The 16,298-nt window shown below is 67.5% G+C and carries 16 protein-coding genes; 6 read left to right on the top strand and 10 right to left on the bottom strand.

What is annotated here, in order from left to right; translation table 11 throughout:
* Positions 1–19: 19 nt before the first annotated feature.
* The 4 genes from fdxA to DJ029_RS18340 all read right to left on the bottom strand — a co-directional run bounded on the left by fdxA (position 20) and on the right by DJ029_RS18340 (position 4,429).
* The gene (gene fdxA / locus DJ029_RS18355) at positions 20–358 is read right to left on the bottom strand and encodes a ferredoxin FdxA (protein WP_112323951.1); all 339 of its coding nucleotides are present in this window, start codon (positions 356–358) and stop codon (positions 20–22) included.
* A gap of 61 nt (positions 359–419) precedes the next feature.
* Complete coding sequence (locus tag DJ029_RS18350; protein WP_112323950.1) at positions 420–797, bottom strand: RNA-binding S4 domain-containing protein; 378 nt, start codon at positions 795–797, stop codon at positions 420–422.
* Positions 794–3,823 (bottom strand): helicase-related protein, encoded by a 3,030-nt coding sequence (locus DJ029_RS18345; protein WP_112323949.1) that lies wholly within the window; start codon positions 3,821–3,823, stop codon positions 794–796. The genes DJ029_RS18350 and DJ029_RS18345 overlap by 4 nt, the downstream gene beginning before the upstream one ends.
* Positions 3,824–3,838: 15 nt before the next feature.
* Entirely contained in the window at positions 3,839–4,429 is a 591-nt protein-coding gene (locus DJ029_RS18340) for a tetratricopeptide repeat protein (RefSeq protein ID WP_232823134.1), read from the bottom strand.
* A 75-nt stretch (positions 4,430–4,504) separates the two neighbouring features.
* Between DJ029_RS18340 and DJ029_RS18335 the strand changes: the two genes are divergently transcribed.
* Together DJ029_RS18335 and DJ029_RS18330 are read left to right on the top strand one after the other, a co-directional pair.
* The gene (locus DJ029_RS18335) at positions 4,505–4,801 is read left to right on the top strand and encodes an SCP2 sterol-binding domain-containing protein (protein WP_112323947.1); all 297 of its coding nucleotides are present in this window, start codon (positions 4,505–4,507) and stop codon (positions 4,799–4,801) included.
* 53 nt (positions 4,802–4,854) lie between these two features.
* Positions 4,855–5,742 carry an alpha/beta hydrolase gene (locus DJ029_RS18330; RefSeq protein ID WP_157966437.1) on the top strand — a complete coding sequence of 296 codons (888 nt, stop codon included), beginning with the start codon at positions 4,855–4,857 and terminating at the stop codon, positions 5,740–5,742.
* Here the strand turns inward: DJ029_RS18330 and DJ029_RS18325 are convergent.
* Positions 5,739–7,085 (bottom strand): MATE family efflux transporter, encoded by a 1,347-nt coding sequence (locus DJ029_RS18325; protein WP_370445256.1) that lies wholly within the window; start codon positions 7,083–7,085, stop codon positions 5,739–5,741. The two genes, DJ029_RS18330 and DJ029_RS18325, sit on opposite strands and share 4 nt — an antisense overlap.
* Positions 7,086–7,328: 243 nt before the next feature.
* Complete coding sequence (gene gltX, locus DJ029_RS18320) at positions 7,329–8,657, bottom strand: glutamate--tRNA ligase (protein WP_112323945.1); 1,329 nt, start codon at positions 8,655–8,657, stop codon at positions 7,329–7,331.
* 123 nt (positions 8,658–8,780) lie between these two features.
* Here gltX and DJ029_RS18315 point away from each other — a divergent pair, with 123 nt between their 5' ends.
* Both DJ029_RS18315 and DJ029_RS18310 read left to right on the top strand, forming a co-directional pair.
* Positions 8,781–9,716 carry a 2-hydroxyacid dehydrogenase gene (locus DJ029_RS18315; protein WP_112323944.1) on the top strand — a complete coding sequence of 312 codons (936 nt, stop codon included), beginning with the start codon at positions 8,781–8,783 and terminating at the stop codon, positions 9,714–9,716.
* A 2-nt stretch (positions 9,717–9,718) separates the two neighbouring features.
* Positions 9,719–10,108 (top strand): metallopeptidase family protein, encoded by a 390-nt coding sequence (locus tag DJ029_RS18310; protein ID WP_112323943.1) that lies wholly within the window; start codon positions 9,719–9,721, stop codon positions 10,106–10,108.
* A 4-nt stretch (positions 10,109–10,112) separates the two neighbouring features.
* Here the strand turns inward: DJ029_RS18310 and DJ029_RS18305 are convergent, their stop codons facing one another.
* The 4 genes from DJ029_RS18305 to DJ029_RS18290 form a co-directional block, all read right to left on the bottom strand.
* Positions 10,113–10,694: a hypothetical protein gene (locus DJ029_RS18305; protein ID WP_112323942.1), complete on the bottom strand. Its 582-nt coding sequence runs from the start codon at positions 10,692–10,694 to the stop codon at positions 10,113–10,115.
* Positions 10,695–10,755: 61 nt separating this feature from the next.
* Positions 10,756–11,361 carry a hypothetical protein gene (locus DJ029_RS18300; protein ID WP_157966436.1) on the bottom strand — a complete coding sequence of 202 codons (606 nt, stop codon included), beginning with the start codon at positions 11,359–11,361 and terminating at the stop codon, positions 10,756–10,758.
* A 16-nt stretch (positions 11,362–11,377) separates the two neighbouring features.
* Entirely contained in the window at positions 11,378–11,791 is a 414-nt protein-coding gene (locus DJ029_RS18295) for an SRPBCC family protein (RefSeq protein ID WP_112323940.1), read from the bottom strand.
* 114 nt (positions 11,792–11,905) lie between these two features.
* The gene (locus tag DJ029_RS18290) at positions 11,906–13,564 is read right to left on the bottom strand and encodes an NAD+ synthase (RefSeq protein ID WP_112323939.1); all 1,659 of its coding nucleotides are present in this window, start codon (positions 13,562–13,564) and stop codon (positions 11,906–11,908) included.
* Between the two features lie 274 nt (positions 13,565–13,838).
* Here DJ029_RS18290 and DJ029_RS18285 point away from each other — a divergent pair, with 274 nt between their 5' ends.
* The gene (locus tag DJ029_RS18285; protein ID WP_112323938.1) at positions 13,839–15,254 is read left to right on the top strand and encodes an MORN repeat-containing protein; all 1,416 of its coding nucleotides are present in this window, start codon (positions 13,839–13,841) and stop codon (positions 15,252–15,254) included.
* A 174-nt stretch (positions 15,255–15,428) separates the two neighbouring features.
* Positions 15,429–16,184 (top strand): hypothetical protein, encoded by a 756-nt coding sequence (locus DJ029_RS18280; protein WP_112323937.1) that lies wholly within the window; start codon positions 15,429–15,431, stop codon positions 16,182–16,184.
* The last annotated feature ends 114 nt before the right edge of the window (positions 16,185–16,298 follow it).

Below are 16,298 nucleotides of genomic sequence, written 5' to 3'. Positions count from 1 at the left end.
AATCAGGCCAGTCGTCAGGTCAGCCGCCTTCCCCGGGTTTCTCGGAGAAGTATTTCTCCAGCTTGCCTTCCTCGCCGTCGTACTTCTCCGCGTCGGGCATCGGCTCGGCCTTGGTGAAGATGACGGGCCAAGCTTCCGAGTACTTGCGGTTGAAGTCCACCCACGGCTCCATCTCGGGCTCGGTATCGGGGCGGATCGCATCCGCCGGGCATTCCGGTTCGCACACGCCACAATCGATGCACTCGTCGGGATGGATCACCAGCATGTTCTCACCCTCGTAGAAGCAGTCCACGGGGCACACCTCCACACAGTCGGTGTATTTGCAGTTGATACAGTTATCGGTCACGACATAGGTCAAGGAAAGCAGGTCCTTCAAAGGGAGGCTCGTGGGGGTGGTTTGCCCGCCACGGACCCCGATTTCAAGAGGGAAAGCGCCGCAGCGCGTCCAGAGCGCGCCTGTCCTTCTTTTCCGGCCGTCCCCCGCCATCAAAACTTGGTGAGCGCGGCGCGCGCTCCGGCGGGGGCGGGCTTTGATCCTCGTACAGCGCCTGCGCCTCGGGCGCGGGGCCGCGCCGTTCGCCGATGGCCGTGACGACCACGACGCGCACCCGCTCGCCAGCGACGAAGGTCAGCGCGTCGCCGGGGCGGACGGTGTGGGAGGGCTTTGTGACACGGACCGAATTCACCCGGACCGCGCCCTGCCCCACCAGTTTTGCCGCAAGCGTGCGCGTCTTGAAGAAACGCGCATGCCAGAGCCATTTGTCGAGACGGATCCCCGTCCCGACATCCGCACTCACTTCTTGTCCTTCAGCGCCATCAGCGCGGCGAAGGGGTTGTCGGGGTCGATCTTCTTCTCGCGGCGCGGCGGCGGCGCGGAGTGGTTCTGCGCGCCCTGCGGTTTCACACCGCCCCTGCCTTTCGGCCCCTTGCCACGCGGCTTGGCGCCGCCGCCAGGCTTTCCACCGCCCTTGCCACGCTGGGGCTGGGGACGGCCCGCGCGGCGCGGGGGCGCCCAGGTGAAGGTGTAGAACACCTCCATTTCGGTGGGGCTTTCGGGCGTGGTGTCTGCCTCGGTCTCAGCCGTTACGTCTGTCGTAGCCTCGGGCCCGGCTTCTGCCGGCGCGTCGGGCGTTGCTTCAGCCGTATCCTCCACCGGCGCAGGCTCGGAGCTTTCGCTCATCACCGTGTCGACGGGCTTTTCCGAAGCCTCGGGCATCTCCTCGCGCTCGACCGTTTCCACGGGGTCGCCGAAGGCCGCGTCGGCGGTATCCTCGCGGGGGGCCGTGGCCGGTGCTTCGGGGGCCGGGGTCCCGTCCGGGTCGGATGCCTGCCCGTCGGGCGACAGCGCGCCGACAGCAGCGCCCTGATCGTCGGCCATTTCCACGGCGGGCGTCGCCGCGGGCGCGGCGGCGGCGGGATCGGCGGCTGTCGCTGCCTTGGCGGTCACCTTCGCGCGCTCACCCCGTTCGGCCTTGTACCCAAGACCGCCCATGAGGTCGGCGAACTGCTCCAGCGTCAGACCGGTGATCGACAGCATGTCGGCGGTGGCTTCGAAACCGCCCCGGCTGTTCTGGTTGCGCAGCATGTCGGCCAGGCGTTCCAGCATGTCGATCCGGATCGCGCGTTCGCCCGACAGGCGGTAGCCCGCGTGCGCGTAATAGCCTTCCGGCGCGCCCTTGACGGCGGGCACGGTCACCAGCCCCGGCGGCGGGGCTTCGGGGAACTCGTCGAGCTTCTGCCACAGCGCCCAGAGCACGAGACGCATCCGCGTCGCCGCCGGTTTCAACAAGACCGGCTGGAAGATCGTGAACTGGCCGAAGCGCACGCCGTGCTTGCGCAGCATCGAACGCGATTCCTGGTCGAGGGCCTTGACGTCCTGCGCCACCGGTCCGCGCGGCAGAACGCCCATCGCCTCGACCAGCTGGAACGCGACGCCCCGGGCGAGCCCGGAAAGCGCCTCGTCGTCGCGCAGTGCGAGAAGCGGCTCGAACAACGCCGCACATTTGCGGTCGAACCAATGGCCAAGCCGGCGGCGCACCTTTTCGGCGACGTCGGGGCCGGCTTCCTCGTCCACGAAAACCTCGATCTCGGGGCTTAGGGCGTCCGCGCCGGTCACCAGCTTGCCGACGGCATACTCGCCCCACATCAGCCCGCCCTGTTCGGTCAGGTCGATCTCGGGATCGGGGGCGTTGTAGAACTTGTCAGCCCTCAGGCTATAGGCTGGCGCAAGGGCCTGCAGGGCGGCGGATTTCAGCGTCTTGGCTTCTTCCACGCCCGCGTTCGGGTCGAGTTGAAAACGAAAACCCTGCAATCGACCCACGAACTGGTCGGCCACGTGGACCTCGCCCTTGTCATTCAGTTGCGCCACCAGGCTCTCCTTCTGCTTCAACCGGCGCATCAGCACACTGGTGCGCCGGTCGACAAATCGTTGGGTCAGCGCGTCGTGCAACGCGTCTGACAGGCGGTCTTCTACCGCACGACTCTCGCCGCGCCAATGGTCAGTATCATCGACCCAGTCCTTGCGCTGCGCGACATATGTCCAGGTGCGCACGAAAGCCAGCCGCTTGGACAACGTGTCGATGTCCCCGGTCGTCTTGTCGATGCGCGCAATCTGGCGGGCGAGCCAGTCCGTGGGAATGCGCCCGCCGTCGTGCAGGAACTCATACAAACGCTCGCACAGGGTATCATGTTCCGCGTGGCTGACCTTGCGAAAATCGGGGACCTGGCACACGTCCCACAACAGGCGCACGTCGGGGCCGCCCTGCACCCGGTCGCGCATGGCGGGCAGCGACCAGAGCGCCTTCAGCGTGCGCAGGTCGTCCGCCTCGCGGGCGCGGATCAGCTCCTCGTGGCCCGAGGGTTGCTCAAGCGCGGAGATCAGCGCGTCGGGCGTGCCGAACGTCAGGCGGTCATTGCGCCATTGCAGGCGGCGCAGCGGCGAAAATCGATGGTTTTCAATGGCATTCACGACGTCTTCGTCAAAGGGCGCCGCCTCGCCCGTGACTCCGAAGGTGCCGTCGGTGGTGTAACGCCCGGCGCGCCCGGCGATCTGGGCCAGCTCGTTCGGCTGCAACTGGCGGTGGCCGCGCCCGTCGAATTTCGACGTGCCCGCGAAGGCCACGTGCCCAATGTCCAGGTTCAGCCCCATGCCGATGGCGTCCGTCGCCACCAGGTGATCGACGTCGCCGTTCTGGTAGAGCGCGACCTGCGCGTTGCGCGTGCGCGGGCTGAGTGCGCCCATGACCACGGCAGCCCCGCCCTTCTGGCGGCGTAGCAGTTCCGCGATGGCATAGACGTTATCCACCGAGAACGCGACGATGGCAGAGCGCGGCGGCATCCTGCTTATCTTGCGCGAGCCGGTGTAGGACAGCTGCGAAAACCGCTCTCGCCCGACGAACTGGACGCCGGGGATGAGGCTGGCGATGCGCCCGCGCATGTTGTTGGAGCCGAGGAACAGCGTCTCCGTCGTGCCGCGCGCGTTCAACAGCCGATCCGTGAAGACGTAGCCCCGGTCCGGGTCCGCGCAGAGCTGGATTTCATCCACCGCCAGGAAGGACGCGCCAAGGCCGACCGGCATCGCCTCCACCGTGCAGACCCAGTACTGGGTGCGCTCAGGCACGATCCGCTCCTCCCCCGTGACGAGGGCCACGACCGAGGGGCCGCGGATCGCGACGATGCGGTCGTAGACCTCCCGCGCGAGCAGGCGCAGCGGAAGGCCGATCACGCCGGTGCGATGGCCCAGCATCCGCTCGATCGCGTAGTGGGTCTTGCCGGTGTTCGTCGGACCGAGAACCGCCGTCACGCGGGCATCACTGTCATACATGGTCGTCGGCTTTCGTCAGAGCGTGCTTTCGCCGATTCGCGCCTTCAGGCGCGCAATCCCGTCGGTCACGGTGGCGCGGTGCGGGTTCAGATCCTCTGCCAGTTCCAGCGCCCGCAATGCAAGCTCGTAGTCACCCAGTTCCTCGAGCACGATCCCGAGTCCGGTCAGCGCCCCGAAATGGCGCGGGTTCAGCACCAGGGCGCGTTGCAGGTCGCGCACGGCAAGGCCGAACTCTTCCTGCAGGTAGAACGCCGTCGCGCGCGCGTGCCAGCCTTCGGCGAAATCCGGCGCGTGGTCTGTCAGCGCGGTCAGATGTTCGACGGCGGTCAGGTAATCCTCGGCCTCCAGCGCGTTCATGCCCCGCTCCAGCAGCAGGTCCGCCGTGGCCGAGCCCGAGCGCGACCAAAGCTCGATGATCCGCGCCTCCGTCGCCTCCCAGGTGCGCAGGTCCGGGTCCGCCAGTTCCGCGAGCAGGCTGTCGATGTCATCGGCGGGGCGGCTCTCGATGATGTCGGCTTCGTCCATCTCCTCCTGCGCGGACGCGGGTGACGCGGCGAAAGCTAACGCGACGACAATCGTCAGGACGGGGTTACGAAGCAGGTTCATGCCCGTTAGATTAGCACGCAAACCAGCAATTGCGAGGGGCCAGCCCCGCAAATCCTGAGCAGGAAGGCACAGACCATGAGCGAGACACTCGACACCGCCATCGCGCGTTTGAAGGAAAAGGTGCAGCCGGGAGAAATGGATTTCTCGGTCGCCCTGCACGTGCGCGACGAAGGGGTGATCCGGCTGGACGAAACCGGCGTCAGCGAAAGCGACGAGGAGGCGGAGGCCGACCTGACCCTTGTCGCCGATGCCGAGACCTTCGCCGGGATCATGGACGGTTCCGTCAACCCGGCGGGCGCGGCGATGTCCGGCAAGGTCGAAGTGCGCGGCGACTACAGCTACGCGATGCGCTTGGGCTCAGTCCTGCTCTGAACGCCGCGCCGCCCTATTTCCTGGATGTCACGGACGGTCCCGCGCCGGATGTCGTGACGTGGCTGCACGCCTCTGACGGGGTGCGGCTGCGCGCTGCCGTGTGGAACGGCGGTGAAAAGGGGCTGGTGGTCCTGCTGACCGGGCGCTCGGAACATCTTGAGAAATACGGTCATGTCGTGGCGCGGCTCTCAGCGCTCGGCTACAGCGTGGCCGGGGTGGACTGGCGCGGCCAGGGCCTGTCGGACCGGCGGTTCGCGGCGCGCAACATCGGGCATATCCGGGACTTCCAGCTTTACCAGCGCGACCTGGAGGCGTTGCTGGCCCATCCAGGCGTGGCCGCCTTCGGGGCGCGGCGGGTGTTCCTCGGTCATTCCACGGGCGGGCTTGTGGGGCTCAGGGCGCTGCGCCGGGGGCTGTCGGTGCGGGGCGCGATCTTCTCCGGCCCGCTATGGGATCTCGACTTTCCCGGCCCCACCGGCCCGCTCATGCGGACCCTGCTGCGGCTTGCGCCCTTCCTTGGCCTGGGCTGGCTGTTCATGCCGACGGCGGATGGAACGCCCTATTCGGTGCGCCAGCATTTCAACGGCAACGCGCTGATGGGCAACCCAGAGCGCTATGACTGGTTCCGCAACCAGTTGCTGACCTATCCCCAGCTCGGGCTTGGTGGGCCCAGCCTCGGCTGGCTGTCGGCGGTGCTGAGAGAGGCCCGCGCCCTGCGCCCGCCCCCCGCGCCCTTGGTGCCGATCCTGACGTTCCTCGGGTCCGAGGAAACCATAGTTTCCCCCCGCGCGATCCGGGCCTACAGCGCGCATCAGCCCAACGCCCGCCTTGTCGAGATGGACGGTGCACAGCACGAGGTGCTGATGGAAACCCCCGAGATACAGGCACAGGTCTGGGCCGAGATCGAAACCTTCCTCAGAAAGCATCTCCCGGCAGCCTAGCGGCGCGCGTGGAACATCTGCACCAGCCGGGCGCGGCGCGAGAATTCCGCCGGCGGGCGGGCGACATCAAGCCCCGCCTCCTGCCGGGCGATCAGGCGCAACGCCAGCACCACGCTGATCGCGGCGAAGATCACCCCGCCCAGCGCCTGCCCGACCAGCACCCCCGGCGCGCCGTAAGCCCAGGCGCCAAGGCTGACCAGCGGTACGGTCCCGAGCGTGTTGCGTCCCCAGTTGACGGTGGTGGAATAGAACGGGTGCCCAAGGTTGTTGAACGCCGCATTGCCGACGAAGATCACCCCGTTGAAGTACCACGCCAGCGCGAGCGGCCCGCAGAACAGGAACACCAGCTCACGTGTCAGCCCGCTGGCGGAGAACAGCCCCGCGAGCGGCTCGCGCAGTAGGAACAGGACCAGCGACGCCAGCGCCACGTAGCCCGCGATGAAGACAAGCCCGTCCCGGAACGCCCCGCGCACGCGGTCGTAGCGCCCCGCGCCGAAGTTCTGCCCGATGATCGGACCGATCGCCCCGGACAGCGCGAAGATCATCGCGAAGGTGACCGGCGTCAGCCGCCCGACGATGGCCATCCCGGCGACGGCCTCTTCGCCGAACCGCGCCATTTCGCGCGTCACATAGGCCGTGCCGAGCGGGGTGGCGATATTCGTCAGCATCGCGGGCATCGCGATCCCGAGGATCGGGCGCAGATCGCCCAGGAAGGCCGGCAGGCGCAGCGGCGCGAAGCCGCCGTAGTGCTTCAGCAGCGGCAGGACCGACACTACCATGATCGTGACCCGCGCCGCGACAGAGGCCAGCGCCGCCCCCGTCAGCTCCAGGTCGAGGCCGAAGATCAGGATCGGGTCGAGCACGGCGTTCACCCCGCCCCCCGCGATGGTCGCCCACATGGCGCGCTGCGCATCCCCATGGGCGCGCAGGATCGCCCCGGCGGCCATGCCGATCATCAGGAACGGCATCGTCGGCACGATGGTCGCAAGGTAGGACGCCGACAACTCAAGCGTTTCCCCCCGCGCCCCCAGCAGCGCGGACAGCGGGCGGACGTTCACCCAGACCAGCGCCGCGAAGAGCACGGCCATGATGAAGCCCGCGACCAGCACGTGGGTGCCGATGACCCTGGCGCGCGCCGCGTCCCCCGCGCCGAGCGCGCGCGCCACCAGCGCCCCGGCGGCAATCGCCAGCCCGACGCTGATCGAGGTGGTGAAGAACAGGATCGTCCCGGCGTAGCCGATGGCCGCCGCCAGCTCCGCCTTGCCGAGCATGGAGATGAAGATCATGTCCACGAAGTCCACGAGGAACACGGCCATCAGCCCGACGGAGCCCGTCGAGGCCATGACCACGACATGCCGCATCAGGCTGCCGCTCAGGAATTTCGGTTGGTCGGACAAGGGGCCCTCAGGACTGGAGCTGTGCAAGGCCATATAACACGCCGGACGCCGCCGACCAGACAGGGACGCCGCGACAAGGGTCCAGCGTCACGCGCTCCGGGATCGGGAAGACCTGCTCGCCCCCGGTCTTTAGCAGCGCGAGATCCCGGTGGCGGAGCGCCGAAAGCGCCCCACCGCGCAACCCGTCCGTTACCTGGATTCGATCAGCGGGACATTTTCCAACAGCGGCAAGAGCCGGGACATGTCCGGGCCCCGGCTGCGCCCGGTGATCGCAAGGCGCATCGGCATGAACAGCGACTTGCCCTTGCGCCCCGTCGCCTCTTTCACCGCGCCGGTCCAGGTGCCCCAGGTCGTCTCGTCCCAGGGCTTGGGCGGGGCGAGGCTCTTGGCGGTTTCGATCATCTCGGCGTCCTCGGGCGCAATCACCGGTTCCGCCCCGTCGCGGCAGAGCGCCCACCATTCGGGAATGTTCCGCATCGTTTCGAGGTTTTCAGAGATCACGGCCCAGAACGCCTCGGCCTTGTCCGCCGGGACCCCCGCGTCGTCCAGCGCACCACGGACTGCCGCAAACGGCTTGGCGTGAACAACGCGCGCGGTCAGCCCGTCCAGGTCGGCGGGATCGAACTTGGTCGGCGCAGCGCCGAAGTTGGACAGGTCGAACCCCTCGATCAACTCCTCGGGCGTCGCGGCGATCTCTACCGGCTGGCTGGAGCCGAGGCGCGCCATCAGGCTGAGAATCGCCATCGGCTCGACCCCGCGCGCGCGCAGGTCGCGCAGCGCCAGCGTGCCGAGACGCTTGGACAGCGCCTCGCCCTGCGGGCCGGTCAGCAGCGAGTGGTGGCCATAGGCGGGCACCGTGCCGCCCAGCGCGTGCACGATCTGGATCTGCGTCGCGGTGTTGGTCACATGGTCCGAGCCGCGCACCACGTGGGTCACGCCCATGTCCATGTCGTCCCAGACCGACGCGAGCGTATAGAGCAGTTGGCCATCGGCGCGGATCAGCACCGGGTCCGAGACGCTGGCCGCGTCGATCGACAGCGGGCCGAGGATCATGTCGTCCCAGGCGATCCGCTCATGGTCCAGCAGGAATCGCCAGTGGCCGCCGCGCTCGGCGCGCAGCCGGTCCTTTTCCGCATCGTCCAGCGCCAGCGCGGCACGGTCATAGACCGGCGGGCGGCCCATGTTCAGCAGCTTCTTGCGCTTCAGGTCCAGCTCGGTCGGGGTCTCGAAGGCTTCGTACAGCCGCCCCGCCTCGCGCAGCCGATCGGCGACGGCGTTGTACTGGTCAAGCCGGGCGGACTGGTGCTCCTCTCGGTCCCAGGTCAGGCCGAGCCACTCCAGGTCCTCGCGGATCGCGTCGGTATAGGCCTGGGTGGACCGCTCGGCATCGGTGTCGTCGATGCGCAGGATGAAGGTGCCGCCGGCCTTGCGGGCGATCAGCCAGTTGAACAGCGCGGCGCGCAGGTTGCCGATGTGGATGTAACCGGTGGGCGACGGGGCGAAACGGGTGGTGGTCATGACGGGACTCGATCCGGTAAGGAATGTGGCGCGAGGTGACCCATAGCGCGGATTTGCGCGGGGCTGAACCCGAGAACGCGCGCCGGGGCGCGAAAAACCGGCGTTTGAGAAGGGAAAGTGGCGATGGCGGTGGACGTGGCATGTCTTTGCGGGGCGTATGATCTGAAGGAAGCCTACGCGGACAGCTTTGCCGCGCACCCCGAAATCACCCTGCTGCGCCCCGACGAGGTGCGCGATCCGGCGCGCATCCGCCACGCCCTGGCCTTTCGCCCCGGACCGGGCGCTTTCGCGCCGTTCCCGAACCTGGAACTGGTCCTGTCCGGCGCGGCTGGCGTGGACGGGATCCTGAGCCACCCGGAGTTGCCGGACCAGGTGCAGGTCACGCGGATGGTCGACGACGGGCAGGCGCGGATGATGGCCGCCTTCGCGCTGCATTTCATCACCGGCTGGCACCGGCGGATCTGGGACTACCCGGCGCGCGCCGCTGCGCGGGACTGGAGCCCGGTGAACATGACCCCGCCCGAGCAGTTCACGGTGGGGCTTCTGGGGTTCGGCAACATGGCCTCGACGCTCAGCACGACGTTGCGCGCGCTCGGCTACCAGGTCTGCGCCTGGGCGAACCGCCCGCGGCAGGTGAACGGCATCACCGTCAGCTCTGGCGCCGAGGGCCTGCGCGCCGTGGCGGGGCGCGCGGACGCGCTGGTCAACCTGCTGCCCCTGACGCCCGCGACGAGCGGCTTGCTGGATGCGAACCTGTTCGCGCAGATGAAGGAGGGCGCGATGCTGATCCAGCTCGGACGCGGCGAACAGCTGGTGGAGGCGGACCTGCTGACTGCGCTGGCCTCGGGCCGCCCCGCCATGGCGGCCATCGATGTGCTGGCCGCCGAGCCGCCCGCGCCGGACAACCCGCTCTGGGATCACCCGCGCGTCCTTCTGACCCCCCATGTCGCCAGCATGTCGGACGAGCGCGCGATCGCGCGCACCGTCGCCAGCGCAATCGCGGCCTTCGAGCGCGGCGAGCGGCCCGCCGGGCTGGTCGATCGCACCCGGGGCTACTGAGGATGCTGCCCCCCACCCTCGCCGATATCGAGACGTTGGCCGACCAGGCCCGCGACAGCCTGCCCGAGGGCTTCCTCGCCCCCGCGCGGGAGGTGGTGATCCGGGTCGCCGACTGGCCCGAGGACGAGCTGCTCGACGAAATGGGCATCGCGGACCCTTTCGATCTGACCGGCCTTTACGAAGGTGTGCCCCTGACCGAGAAGTCGCTGTCGGACATGCCCGGCCAGCCGGACGTGATCTGGCTGTTCCGCCGCCCCCTGCTGGAGGAATGGATCGAGCGGGAAGAGGTGACGCTGGCGGAACTGGTCACCCATGTGCTGATCCATGAATTCGCCCATCACTTCGGCTGGTCCGACGCCGATATCGCCGCCATCGACCAATGGTGGGAATGAGCGCCTAGCGCGCGGGGGCAGCGCCGCTTGCCAGCGCCCCTGCCCCCGTCTCGAACCCGGTGACAGTCACGCCCGCTTGCCGGGCGCGGGTCAGGCAGCGCGCGGCGGCCCCCGCCGGGTGGAATGCGCCGACATGGATCAGCCGGATCGGGCGTGAGATTCGCGCGCGCCAGAACTCGGCCTGGTATTTCGGCATCGCCTCGGTCAGGTTGGCGCGGTTGCGCACCCGCAGCACCAGCCCGTGGCGCGTGCGCTCGATCCCCTCCAGGTCGGGCCATTCGACGAACAGCGGGCGCTTGACCCCGTCGAAGGTGTAGATCAGCCCCGTGGGGTGCAGCTCCACCTTCGCATGATCGCGCAGCAGCAGTTGCGGCAACAGCGGCATCATGAACGGCAGGCGCGCGACCACGAAGGGCACGAAGCACAGGGCGATCAGCGACAGGTTGCGCGGGCTCGTCCCCTCGGTTCCCGCCGGGGCCATGAGCGCCCAGTATTTCAACGCCTGGCTCAGCACGAAGAAGGTGAAGAACTGCACCCCGAGCGGCATCTGGCGCACCCGCGCGCTGGCGAAGTCGGAAACGGCCATGGCTATGCTCCTTTGAGCGACAACTAGGGCGAACCGGGCAGGAGCAAAGCCCGGGCCCGGCTCAATCCCCGCCAGTCTCCGCCGCGTTCGTGAGCAGGACATGCAGGAAAGCTTCGGCGTCGCGGGCGATGTCCGAGGCGCGGTTCTGCAGGTTCACGGTGTTGCGCGCGCCGATGAAATCCTGCCGCGCCGCATCGATGTAATGGGCAAGGCCAAGGCCCTCGGGGTGGAAATCGCCGTCGAGCATGCCTTCGACCAGGACCCTCACCGCGACCTCCGGCAACAGGGCGAGGTCCGGCGTCTCGACCAGCGGCAGGTCAAGCCTGTCACCCTGCCGGGCGTAGTTCTCCAGCCAGGTGAGCTGCACGTAGCCACGCCCGTAGTACGCCTCACCGCAAGGGCCGCAGGGCTGCGCATAGGGCTTTTCGGCAAGGCGCGCTCGCGCTTCGGCGTCATCACGGGCGAAGGTTTCGCGCACCGGGGCCATGTCGGGGCCCACCTCGGCCAGCACGGTGGCGAGGATATAGGCCAGTTGCGCCGGCGGGCGCGCGGCGTGGTGCGTTTGCCAGTAGCGCAGCAGTGCGGCCACATGCGGGCGCGCCGCCGGGCTGAGGGACATGCTGACCGGGGTGGCGCAGATGCGATCGATCAGGGGCGTCTGGTCCATCGGCGCGCCGCCTCGCTCAGGCCGCCGCCACCTGCGCCACGTGGCGCACGAAATTGTCGAGGATCGCCTGCCAGCCGTCGCGCTGCATGTCGATTGGCTGGCTGGGTTCCGCATCGAACGTCTCGCGGATCCGCACGACATCGCCGTCCTGTTCAAACGCAACGCTGAGCTGGCGTCCCCCGAACGACGCTTCGAGCAGCGTCAGCGGCCGGACGGTGGTGTAGGTGCCTTCGAAGTCGAACCCCATGCTGCCATCCTTCGCCTCCATGCGGGACCGGAAGGTGCCGCCCACGCGCAGATCGACCTGCGCCTCGGTGGTGTGCCAGTCGTCCGAGGCGGCGTTCCATTGCAGGATATGTTCCGGCGTTGTCCAGCACACCCAGACCAAGTCGATCGGCGCCGCGACTTCGGCTTCTACGGTGATCTGCATGGCTTGCCCCCCTTTGCGACGTGCACCGGGAATAAGGTGCACGCGCAAAAGCGTACGCGCGGGGAGGTCACGGCGCAATCGCCGGGTGCCGTTACTGCTTCGCCCGGCGCGGCCTCAGCTGTTGTCGCGCCAGCGGTTCGCAATCGGATAGCGCCGGTCCAGCCAGAACGAGCGCCCCGTCAGGCGCGGCCCCGGCGCGGACTGGAAGCGTTTGTATTCCGAGATGTAGATCAGCTTCTCGATATGCTTCACGGTCTCGCGGTCGAACCCCGCCTCGACGCATTCCGCGACCGAGCAGTCCCCGTCGATCAGCATTTCAAGGATCACGTCCAGCACCTCGTAGGGGGGCAGGCTGTCCTCGTCCTTCTGATCCTCGCGCAGCTCGGCACTGGGGGGTTTGGTGATGATCCGCTCGGGCACGACGGTGCCTTCGGGGCCCTTCATCCAGTCACGGTGGTTCTGGTTCCGCCAGCGGCAGGTTTCGAAGACCCGCGTCTTGTAGAGGTCCTTCACCGGGTTGTAGCCGCCCGCCATGTCGCCGTAGATCGTGGAATAGCCCACCGCCACCTCGGACTTGTTGCCGGTGGTCAGCAACATTTCGCCGAACTTGTTGGACAGGGCCATCAGCATCACACCGCGCAGGCGCGACTGGATGTTTTCCTCGGCGATATCCGGCGTGGTGCCCTCGAACAGCGGCGCGAGGGCCTCGCCCACCGCATCCACGGCACCGCGGATCGGGATCGTATCCAGACGACAGCCGAGCAGGCGCGCCGCCTCCCCAGCATCTTCAAGCGAATGGTCCGAGGTATAACGCGATGGCAGCATCACGCAGCGCACGTTTTTCGGGCCAAGCGCGTCCGAAGCAATGGCAGCCACGATGGCGCTGTCCACGCCCCCCGACAGCCCGAGCAGCGCCTTGGAAAAGCCGGTCTTGGCGAAATAGTCGCGCACCGCCTCGACCATCAGGCGGTAGTCCTGCTCGATCGGGCCAGGATGCACCGCCTTTTGCCCCGGCTCGATCACCCAGCCCTCGGGCCCTTGGGTCAGATCGACATGGGCCAACGCCTCTTCAAAGACCGGCAGCATCATCGCCAGCGCCCCGCCCCGGTTCAGCGCGAAAGAGCCGCCGTCGAACACCTGGTCGTCCTGCCCGCCAACCATGTTGAGATAGATCAGCGGCACGTCATTCTCGACCACGCGGGACACCATGTGGCTCATCCGGTCGTCAAGCTTGTGGCGGCGATAGGGCGAGCCGTTCGGGATCAGCAGCACCTCGGCCCCGGATTCCACCATGGTTTCAGATACATCGGGATGCCAGGCATCCTCGCATATCGGGGTGCCGATCCGGATCGGCCCGATCGCGAACGGCCCCGAGATCGGGCCGCTGGAATAGAGCCGCTCCTCGTCGAACACGCCGTAGTTCGGCAGTTCGTGCTTGCGCGCGATACCCTGAACCTTGCCGTCCTGCAGCACGTAATAGGCGTTGTAGAGCCGCCCCGCCTCGAACAGGGGGCCGCCGATGCCCAGCGCGGGGCCGTCGGTGATCCGTGTCGCCAGCGCCTCGATCGTGTTGCGCGCGTCCTCAACGAAGGCGGGTTTCATCACCAGGTCCTGGGTCTGGTAGCCGGTCACGAACATCTCGGGCATGGCGACGAAGCCCGCGCCCGCATCGCGCCCCGCCTGCCAGGCGGCAAAGGCCTTGTCCGCATTCCCGGACAGGTCCCCGACGGTCGGGTTCGCCTGGGCTATGGTGATGCGAAAACGCTCTGCCATGGTGGTGGCTCCCGGTCAGGTTGCAGGTGGGCGCAGACTTATCCCATCACCGCCGGGGGGCAAGGTAAAATCGCCTGCCGCACAAGCGCACCGATCCGGCCACTACATGGTCACATTCAAGATTAAAAACCGTTGTAACGAGCAGACGGAATTCCTAACATCCCGCGACTTCGTGACGGGGATCGGAATTCCGGATCACGGGAAAGATGCGGCCCGACCGCGCGATAGAGAGTTGAGGACCGGCGTGTATATCAAGAAACTTGCAGCAGTAACCATGTTCGCGGCTCTGATGGGCAGCACGGCGCTGGCCCAGGACAATGGCGTTCAGACCAAGCAATACGATACCGGCGGCGTCTATACCGGCGAATTCAAGGACGGCAAGCAGCACGGCAAGGGCACCTACACCCTGCCCAACGGCTATGAGTACGAGGGCGACTGGGTCGAGGGGCGCATCGAAGGCAATGGCGTTGCGCGCTTCCCCAACGGCTCGGTCTACACCGGGGAGTTCCGCAACGGCTCACCCGCCGGTCAGGGTGAAATCGTGTTCTCGGACGGGGGCACCTACGTCGGTGAATGGGCCGACGGCAAGATCAACGGGACCGGCGTCGCCGTCTACGCCAACGGCGTGCGCTACGAGGGCACGTTCACCGACGCGGTGCACGACGGCACCGGGGTGATGACCTCTCCCAACGGGTACCGCTACGAGGGCGGCTGGGTGAACGGCGTCAAGGACGGCGAGGGAAAGATCACCTATCCCGACGGCGCGGTCTACGAAGGGCAGATCGTGCAGGGCGTCCGCGAGGGCCAGGGCACGCTGACGATGCCAGACGGGCTGAATTATTCCGGCGAATGGGCTGGCGGGCAGATCAACGGCACCGGCGTTCTGGTGCAAGCCAACGGCGACAAGTACGAAGGCACCCTGGTCAATGGCCAGCGTGAGGGCGAAGGCGTCGCGACCTATGCCTCGGGCGACGTCTACACCGGCAGCTTCCTGGCCGACCAGCGCCACGGCACCGGCGTTTTCGAAGGCACCGACGGCTACCGCTACGAGGGCGAGTGGGTCGAGGGCCGGATCGAAGGCACTGGCACCGTCACCTACCCCGATGGCTCGGTCTACACCGGCGAGTTCAAGGACGATGTGGCCCATGGCACCGGCAAGATCACCTATGCGGACGGCTCCTCCTACGAAGGGGAATGGGTCAACGGCGTGATCGAGGGCAAGGGCATCGCGCGCTATGACAACGGGCTTGTCTACGAGGGTGAGTTCAAGAACGCCCGCAACCACGGCATGGGGACCATGACCTACGAGGACGGGTTCACCTATACCGGCGAGTGGAAGGACGGGCTACGCGACGGGAACGGCACCGCGACCTATGCCGACGGCACCGTGTACGAAGGCACTTTCGTCGCCGGTCAGCGCGAAGGCGAAGGCACGATCCGCATGACCGACGGTTTCGAATACGCCGGCGGCTGGAAAGCCGGAGAGATCGACGGCACGGGCGTGGCGACCTATCCCAACGGGGACCGCTACGAAGGCTTCTTCTCCAAGGGGCAACGGCAGGGCCGGGGCAAGATGGTCTACGCCAGCGGCGAGGAATACGACGGTTACTGGGCCCGTGGCGAACAAGCCACGAAAGAGGAAGCCGAAGCCGCCGCCGCCGAGGATTCGACCGAAACCTCCGGGAACTGATACGGTGCCAAGGTCCAGACCAACAGGCAAACGAAGGGCCCCCAGCGGGGCCCTTTTTCGTGCTGGAAACAGCACGTGACGGCGCGCGGTGCTGGCGGCCCTTCGCCCCGCACCTTGAAACGGGTGCGAACGCCCTATTCTATGGCTTTGTGTCAGGCGGCAACGGAATCCGACATGAGCATATCACGCCCCATCGTGGTCATCCTGGGCAGTGGACCCACCGTGACGCGCTGCCGGGACTGGGACCTGCGGGATGCCGAGCACATCGTCGCGATCAACAACGCCCATCGCGTGCGCCCTGACTGGAGCCACGCGATCCATCCCCACGACTTCCCGAAAGAGCGCCTGCCCGCCAAGCTGACGGATCGCCAGGCCCTTGTGACCGAGGCCGATTTCGTGCCCGCGCAGAACGCCTTCGGCGGCTTCGTCTTCGGCGGCGGCACGATGGCCTTCACCGCCGGGTACTGGGCGCTTCACCGGCTGCACCCGCGCCTGATCGCCTTTTTCGGCTGCGACATGGTCTACCCCGTCGATGCGGCGACGCATTTCTACGGCACGGGCACGGCCGATCCGCTGCGCCAGGATATCTCGTTACGCTCACTGGAGGCGAAGTCAGCGCGACTGGCGCTTGTCGCGGCGCGCCAGGGCTGCGCGGTGGTCAACCTGTCGCCGGCCCCCAGCCGGCTGACCTTCCCCCGGGCGCGACCGACGCAGTTGCGCGACCTCGCGGCAAGGGGCCCGGCGCTGAACCCGGCCGCCGCCGATACCGCGCTCAGGGCGGAACAGGCGCTTGGCTACGACACGCCGGACGGGCGGTACTGGGAATACGCGGAGCGGTTCGATCCCGCCGCGCTGGACGCAGTCGATGCGCTCTGGCGCGCGGCGGAGCGGAACGCGGCATCCGCGCCCGGCCTTAGCCGGACCGCGTAACAGGGCGCGTGAAGGAACGCGCGCCAGGTGTCATTTAACACGGTTGCGCAGAAGTTTTCCGGGCCGATTGCCAAGTTTTCCGGCCCCGGCACCCCGAATTCGTGTATAAGAACA

Source organism: Oceanibium sediminis (genome assembly GCF_003265325.1).
GTDB lineage: Bacteria > Pseudomonadota > Alphaproteobacteria > Rhodobacterales > Rhodobacteraceae > Halovulum > Halovulum sediminis.
Note: the sequence above shows the minus strand (reverse complement) of the source record. Positions and strands in the feature narration are given on the sequence as shown.